Origin of the sequence: Kitasatospora sp. NPDC053057, from assembly GCF_044546945.1 — a bacterium.
In the GTDB taxonomy this organism is placed as follows: domain Bacteria; phylum Actinomycetota; class Actinomycetes; order Streptomycetales; family Streptomycetaceae; genus Kitasatospora.
The window spans coordinates 1-6080 of the sequence record NZ_JBITZP010000095.1 but is presented as its reverse complement, the minus strand read 5'-3'; the positions used below and the strand labels follow the sequence as shown (position 1 = coordinate 6080).

The following is a 6080-nucleotide window of genomic DNA, read 5'->3' as shown; positions in this document are numbered from 1 at the left end:
CCGAGACTACGAAGAACTGCCGGACCGGTCACGCTCGATGATCCAGTGGGCCATGGTGAACTCCATGACCAGCCGCCTGACCGCCAACCCGGACATAACCGGGCAATACCTCCGACCGAAACCGCCCGCGGCAGCCTAAATCGGTATCGAACACCCTCTGAGGGGTGTCAAAACTCCGATCAGGCCGCTGACCTGGGAGTTTCCTGCGGATCGCGAGGCGGTCTGATCGGGGTGGCGTGGTACTCGTTGAGGAGTCCACCGAGTACTCGGTGGCGCCGGACTGCGGCCGTGGGCAGCAGGATGACGTTCGGATCGTCGTCTGGTGCTCGTAGGTCCAGGCCGCGGTGGGCTCGTCCGGCGTTGTAGTGCTCGGCGTACTCGGCGAGCACGGCGCGCAGGTGCCGTTCACTGGCGATGAGGACGCGGTCGGTGCACTCGGTGCGCGCGGTGCGTATCCACCGCTCCGCGAAGGCGTTCGACCGCGGGCTTTGCGGCGGGGTCGGGATGACGGCCATGTCGTTGCCGGCGAAGACGGCGTCGAACGCGGCGGTGAACTTGGCATCGCGGTCGCGGATGAGGAACCGGAAGCACCCGGACCTGTCCCCCAGATCGATCAGCAGGTTTCGGGCGAGCTGAGCCACCCAAGCTCCCGTGGGGTGCGCGGTGACGCCGAGGACGTGGACGCGCCTGCTCCTGATCTCCATGACGAAGAAGACGTACAGTCGCTTGAGGAGGACGGTGTCCACGTGCATGAAGTCGCAGGCGAGCAGCGTGTGGGCCTGGGTGCGGATGAAGGTGCGCCAGGTCTGCTCGGAGGCGCGCTGTGGTGCGGGTGGCAGGCCGGAGCGGCGCAGGATGCGGCGGATGGTGGCGGCGGCGACGCGGTGGCCGAGCCGTCGCAGCTCGCCCTGGATCCTGACGTACCCCCAGGCCGGATTCTCCTCGGCCAGGCGCCGGATGAGTGCGACGATCTCTTCGGGCAGCGGTGGCCGGCCGGACCTGGCCGGTGGCTGACGCCATTTCCAGCGCACCAGACGCCGGTGCCAGGCCAGCAACGTGCCCGGCGTGACCAGCCGGTGCCGACGCAGGGCGGACGGCAGATGCCGCGCGAGCGCGGAGAGCATGGCACGGTCGGCCCACGACATCCGCGGCCGCCCGACCTGTCGGCGCAACACGGCTACCTCATGGCGCAGAGCGAGGATCTCGGCGTTGTTCGCGGCGGAGGAGCGGCTCAACAGAACGAGCCAACCCAGCAGCCGGCAGAAGATCAAGTACAGCAGTCGCAGGCCCACGAACCGCGATCATTCCTCGGGCTTGGCCGGGCGGCCCGGGCCTCGGTGCGGATAGGTCCACTTCTTCGCAACCAGCCTCGCGTGCCAGCGGAGCACGGTACGTGGGGTGACCAGCAGCTTCAGCGACGAACGGTGACGCTTACTCAGCAACCGGAGCAGGGCTGCGAGCACTGCGCGGTCCCCGCGGGTGAAGGCCGGCCCGGGGCTGCTGCGCTGCAGGACGGCCAGCTGGTGCCGGAGCAGCAGGATCTCGACGTCCTTGGCCGCGGAGGAGCGGGCCAGCAGGCGCGGCCAGCCGAGCAGGAGGCAGCCGAATCGGTAGACCAGACGGAACGTCACGATTCCCAAGCGTGCACCGACGGGCTCACCAGCACTCTCGATGTGATCACATCGAGACCCTGAAGCCCCAGCTCAGCGTATGTGACAGGGTTGTCGGCACCCACAGGCGTTTCTGCAGGTCGACCCCCGTCTACGGGACTACGTTGATGTAGCTCATCATGCCGTGGTCCTCGTGGGCGGCGATGTGGCAGTGGAACACCCACTTGCCGGGGTAGTCGGCGAAGGGGACGCGGATCACGACAGTGCCGGGGACGCCGTCGACCGCGTGGGGTACGGGGACCGTGTCCGCGTAGCGGTCGTAGGGCTGGGGCACGCCGTTGACGGACATCACCTGGAACGCGTTCGTGTGCAGGTGGAATGGGTGGTCCTCGCCGGAGAGGTTGGCGATCGTCCACTCCTCGACGGTGCCGACCTTGGCAGGGGTGGCGAAGATGGAGGCGTCCATCGCGAACTGCCGGCCGTTGATGAAGAACGTGTTGCCGTCGGCGCTCTCGGACAGGTCGAGGGTGCGCCGCTGGGCGATCGGCACGGCAGCGAGGTCGGCCGGGGCGGTCGGCATCGCGCCGGACGGCTCCGGCAGTCGTCGGACCGGCCGGCCGCCGACGGCGACCGTGGCCAGCGGCGTGTCCGGGTAGGAGTCGCCCTGCGGGCCGTTGCTATAGACGATGGTGCGCAGGACGGCCCGGCCGGGGTCGGCGCTCGCGGTGACGAGGACGTCGTAGCGCTTGGCCGGGGGCAGCAGCAGGGTGTCGGGGTTGGTGACCCGGGCGACCGGGCGGCCGTCCTCGCCGATGACGGTGAAGTGGTAACCGTCCAACTGGAGTTGGTAGAAGATGTCGGCCCCGGCGTTGACCAGGCGCCACAGCTGGGTCTCGTTCGGCCGCATCGCGAGCACCGGCCGCAGCCGGCCGTTGACCAGGCGCACGGTGGGGTTGTTCGAGTTGATCGAGTCGGTCGCGGTGTTCTGCAGGATGCGGCCAGCGGTGTCGATTTGGATGTCCTTGAGGACGAACGTGTGCGCGGTGACGTGTCGGAGGCACGGAGGCAGCAGGGTGCGGTCGTCGCCTACCACCAGGGCGCCGGACAGGCCCGCGAAGATCTGGTTCTCCACGTCGCCGGGCGTGAAGCCCGTGTCGTGACCCGCCATGCCACCGCCGGGCGCGGGGCAGGTGGTGCCCATGGCGTGGCTGTGGTACCAGAAGGTGCCCTGCGGGTGGTCGGCGGGGATCGACAGCCGGTAGGTGGTGTCGGCGCCGGGGGCGACGCACAAGAACGGGTCGTCCGACTGCCCCTCGGGGGAGACGTGCAGGCCGTGGAAGTGCAGGTTGGTGGCGACCCGCAGGTGGTTGACCAGATGAACGGTGACGGTCGAGCCGGGGGCCACCTTGATGGTCGGCGCGACGAACGAGCCGTTGTAGGAGGCGCCGTAGACCTCGCGCCCGGAGACGTCGAACCGGGTGCGGGTGGCCCCGAGGGTGATGGTCAGGTCCGGGTCTGTGCCGTCCGTCTCCACCGTGGCCGGGTCGTGGAACGGCATGCCTGCCCGCATGCCCTTCTCCTGGTCGGCGGTCGAGGGCGGCTGCGCAACGTCCGCCGGCGAAGCCGCCATCGCCTCGGCACCGACGGCGGCCGACAGTAGGACGGCCACCGCGGTGACGGCGTGGATGGCGCGCCGGGTGCGCCGGATCTGCCGGCGCTGGGCGTCGGCGGCGGCTCCGATGTCATGGGACATCAGGTCTCCGTAGTCATGATGAGGGTGAGGGTGAGGGTGCAGACCCTAGCCTTCATCACTTGGCATGTGGTCGACAAGAGTTGGAACAGTGTGTCGGAGCCTGGTGATACGAATGGAGGCAATATTCGGGACGAGAGGCTGGCGGACATGGCCGGGTCTGCACGGTGGCTGGACACGCCCCGGCACGTATGCCCAGCCTGGCCGCCGCCCGGCCTGGCCCCTGGGGTTGTCGGATAAAACGCGACAACCGATCCCAAAAGGGGGTGCGTTTCTGGCATTGCCACGTTGGCGTGGGTGTGATCGGTTGATAGTGCGTCAGGGCGTGCTCGGCCCCGGTATGGCGGTGGTTCAGGCCGCGTTGGGCAGGCCGGCGGTGCCGGTGATGTGGTCCCAGATGGTGAAGCGGGTGATCATCTCGGTGCGGTGTTCGGTGGCGGTGAGCAGGTGGCGTCGGGGCCGGAAGTGGGGGGAGATGCCGCTGAACGCGGCCAGGAATCTCTGTGCCCCGCCGACGGAGCGGAAGCCTTTCATGGCGCGTTCGCGTTGCCTGGTCGGCTGGTGGGAGTTCTCGGCCCGGTTGTTCAGGCCCTTGTGCGAGCGGTGCTCCACCGACGGCATCACCTGCCGGTGGGCGGCGCCGTAGGAGCGGAGCTTGTCGGTCACCACCACCCGGGGCAATGACCGGGTCCCCTTCATCAGCTTCTTGAAGAAGCGCCTGGCCGCGGCGGTGTCCCGTCGGTTCTGCACGAGGATGTCGAGCACGTTCCCGTCCTGGTCGACGGCCCGCCACAGGTACTTCAACTCGCCGTTGATCTTCACGAAGACCTCATCCAGGTGCCACTTGTCCCCCGGCCTGGGGCGTCGGCGCCGCAGAGAGTTGGCGTAGGACTGCCCGAACTTCAGGCACCACCGCCGGATCGTCTCGTAGGAGACGACCACGCCCCGCTCCAGCATCAGCTCCTCGACCTCGCGGAAGCTGAGCGGGAAGCGGAAGTACAGCCACACGCAGTGCGAGATGACCTCCGCCGGATACCGGTGCCCCCTGTACGACGGCGGCACGGACGACATCAACGGTCCCCTCCCAGCACGGCCAACCACAAGATCATCCCACGCCCACCAGCCAACGTGACAATGCCGTTGAGGCCGATCAGGCTGGCGGCGGCGACGGACGCGGCCAGGGCGAGGCCGACGCGGGCCGCCTGGACGAAGACCGGCTGCTGTTCGCCGACGAGACCGGCACCGCCCGGCTGTGCGCCGCCACCGGGTGCACCGGCCGGCCGTGGAACCGGGGCCGTGACGCACAGCCGATGTACCGCTGACAGCCCCGTGCCAGCTTCGTGTCGCCGATAAACCTCAGTCCCGGCCGCCGAAAAGGCGGCCGGGACTTTTTCTATGCCGACCGAGCGAAATTCACCGGAAGAAAGCCGTGCAAATCCCACAACGACGGAGAGCAGCGGTCCCGGCTGCTGGTGCGCCGCGACCGGATCCCTTGGCCACAGGTGCCGCGCCCGGCGATCCACTGGTGAGGCCAAATCCGGCCCGCGCCACGACGGAGGAAGAGCATCGTGACGAAGGTCCTGGAGGAGCGCGGCGGCCACCTGCCGCACCGCGATTACATCGCCCGGGTCGTCACCGAGCCGGAGGCTATCGGGCGCGGCCCCGACGCCTGGTCGCTGGAGGAAGGCTCCGTTGGCGTGGGGCCAACGCTGACACCGGCATACCTTGCGCCTGGCGACTCGGCGCTGATGGCGCCCCCAAATACAGAAGTTGTGTGATTTTAACTATTGGATACCGCCATATGAGTGATTTTGGAACAGAGGTATGGGCCCGGGAGCACGGCTGTGGGTCTAATGGCGAGACCGAATGTGGGGTGCCCATCCCTCTGTTGGGGAGCTGAGGCAACGATCGCTTGACGGGTCGTTGTCGCGCTACATGGGCACCCTGGCAGGCGGATGCTGCGCCATATGACGCAGCCATGAGCGGCAGCTCCACGCCGAAGCTCCTTGAAGGGGTTGTCGTTCCATGGCAGTAGTCGTCTTCCCCCTGACGGTTCCAGCGTGTACGACGTTCACCGTCACCATCACCGGCGCTCCCGCGGGGACCGCCTCCACCGTCATCACGTATGACGGCTCCACCCAGACCGTGGCCGTCATCGGCGGTGCGGCCACGGCCAGCTTCACGGCGGTTGGGTCCGGATCCCAGGTCGTGTCCGCGATCTACTTCAGCGGTGCCGGTGGCACCGGCACCGTCACGGGTGCGGAAACCGGGACCGTGACCGTCACGCCCGCACCGGCCGGAACCATATCCACAACGCTGACCACCCCGGTCAGCGGGACCACCACGGCCAGCACCATCATCACCTGCGGTGCCGGTCTCAGCTCCATCAACGGAACGCTGACGTACACCCTGCCCGGCGGAGGCACGGTCACCGCCACCGTGACCAACGGCGTGGTGGTGCCGACCGACCTGGGGGTGGCGCTGACGCCGGGCCAGGTGGTGACCGTGACCTTCACCCCGGCGGCTGGGACCTGTCCGGCCTGCACGCTCGCGCCGATCACCGTCACCGTGCCTGCGCTGTCCAGCTGCTCGGTGGTGATCCAGCCGCTGGTCGGGCCGGTGGTGGTGGGCCAGCCGACCAGCGTGACCGCTGTGGTGCTGTGCAACGGTGTGCCGGTCTCCGGTGCGTCGGTCACCTTCACCAGTGGGACGGCCACCGC

5 protein-coding genes and 1 pseudogene are annotated in these 6080 nt (G+C 68.5%); 2 read left to right on the top strand and 4 right to left on the bottom strand.

Translation table 11 applies throughout. The annotated features are described in order from the left end of the window. Positions 1–179: 179 nt before the first annotated feature. The 4 genes from ACIG5E_RS38865 to ACIG5E_RS38850 all read right to left on the bottom strand — a co-directional run bounded on the left by ACIG5E_RS38865 (position 180) and on the right by ACIG5E_RS38850 (position 4434). A complete protein-coding gene (locus ACIG5E_RS38865) occupies positions 180–1292 on the bottom strand; it encodes an integrase core domain-containing protein (RefSeq protein ID WP_396541945.1) in 1113 nt (370 codons plus the stop codon). Positions 1293–1301: 9 nt separating this feature from the next. After that, positions 1302–1631: an integrase gene (locus tag ACIG5E_RS38860; RefSeq protein WP_396541943.1), complete on the bottom strand. Its 330-nt coding sequence runs from the start codon at positions 1629–1631 to the stop codon at positions 1302–1304. A gap of 130 nt (positions 1632–1761) precedes the next feature. Continuing rightward, the gene (locus ACIG5E_RS38855; RefSeq protein ID WP_396541941.1) at positions 1762–3363 is read right to left on the bottom strand and encodes a multicopper oxidase family protein; all 1602 of its coding nucleotides are present in this window, start codon (positions 3361–3363) and stop codon (positions 1762–1764) included. A 348-nt stretch (positions 3364–3711) separates the two neighbouring features. Next, complete coding sequence (locus ACIG5E_RS38850; protein ID WP_396541939.1) at positions 3712–4434, bottom strand: IS6 family transposase; 723 nt, start codon at positions 4432–4434, stop codon at positions 3712–3714. Positions 4435–4928: 494 nt separating this feature from the next. Here ACIG5E_RS38850 and ACIG5E_RS38845 point away from each other — a divergent pair, with 494 nt between their 5' ends. Together ACIG5E_RS38845 and ACIG5E_RS38840 are read left to right on the top strand one after the other, a co-directional pair. Next, a complete protein-coding gene (locus tag ACIG5E_RS38845) occupies positions 4929–5138 on the top strand; it encodes a hypothetical protein (protein ID WP_396541937.1) in 210 nt (69 codons plus the stop codon). A 247-nt stretch (positions 5139–5385) separates the two neighbouring features. After that, positions 5386–6080 (top strand): annotated as a pseudogene (locus ACIG5E_RS38840) (hypothetical protein); the annotation flags it as partial.

Bases quoted from the DNA above. Each gene is read 5' to 3' on its own strand.
- ACIG5E_RS38855 (WP_396541941.1), bottom strand. From the start codon at position 3,363: ATGTCCCATGACATCGGAGCCGCCGCCGACGCCCAGCGCCGGCAGATC.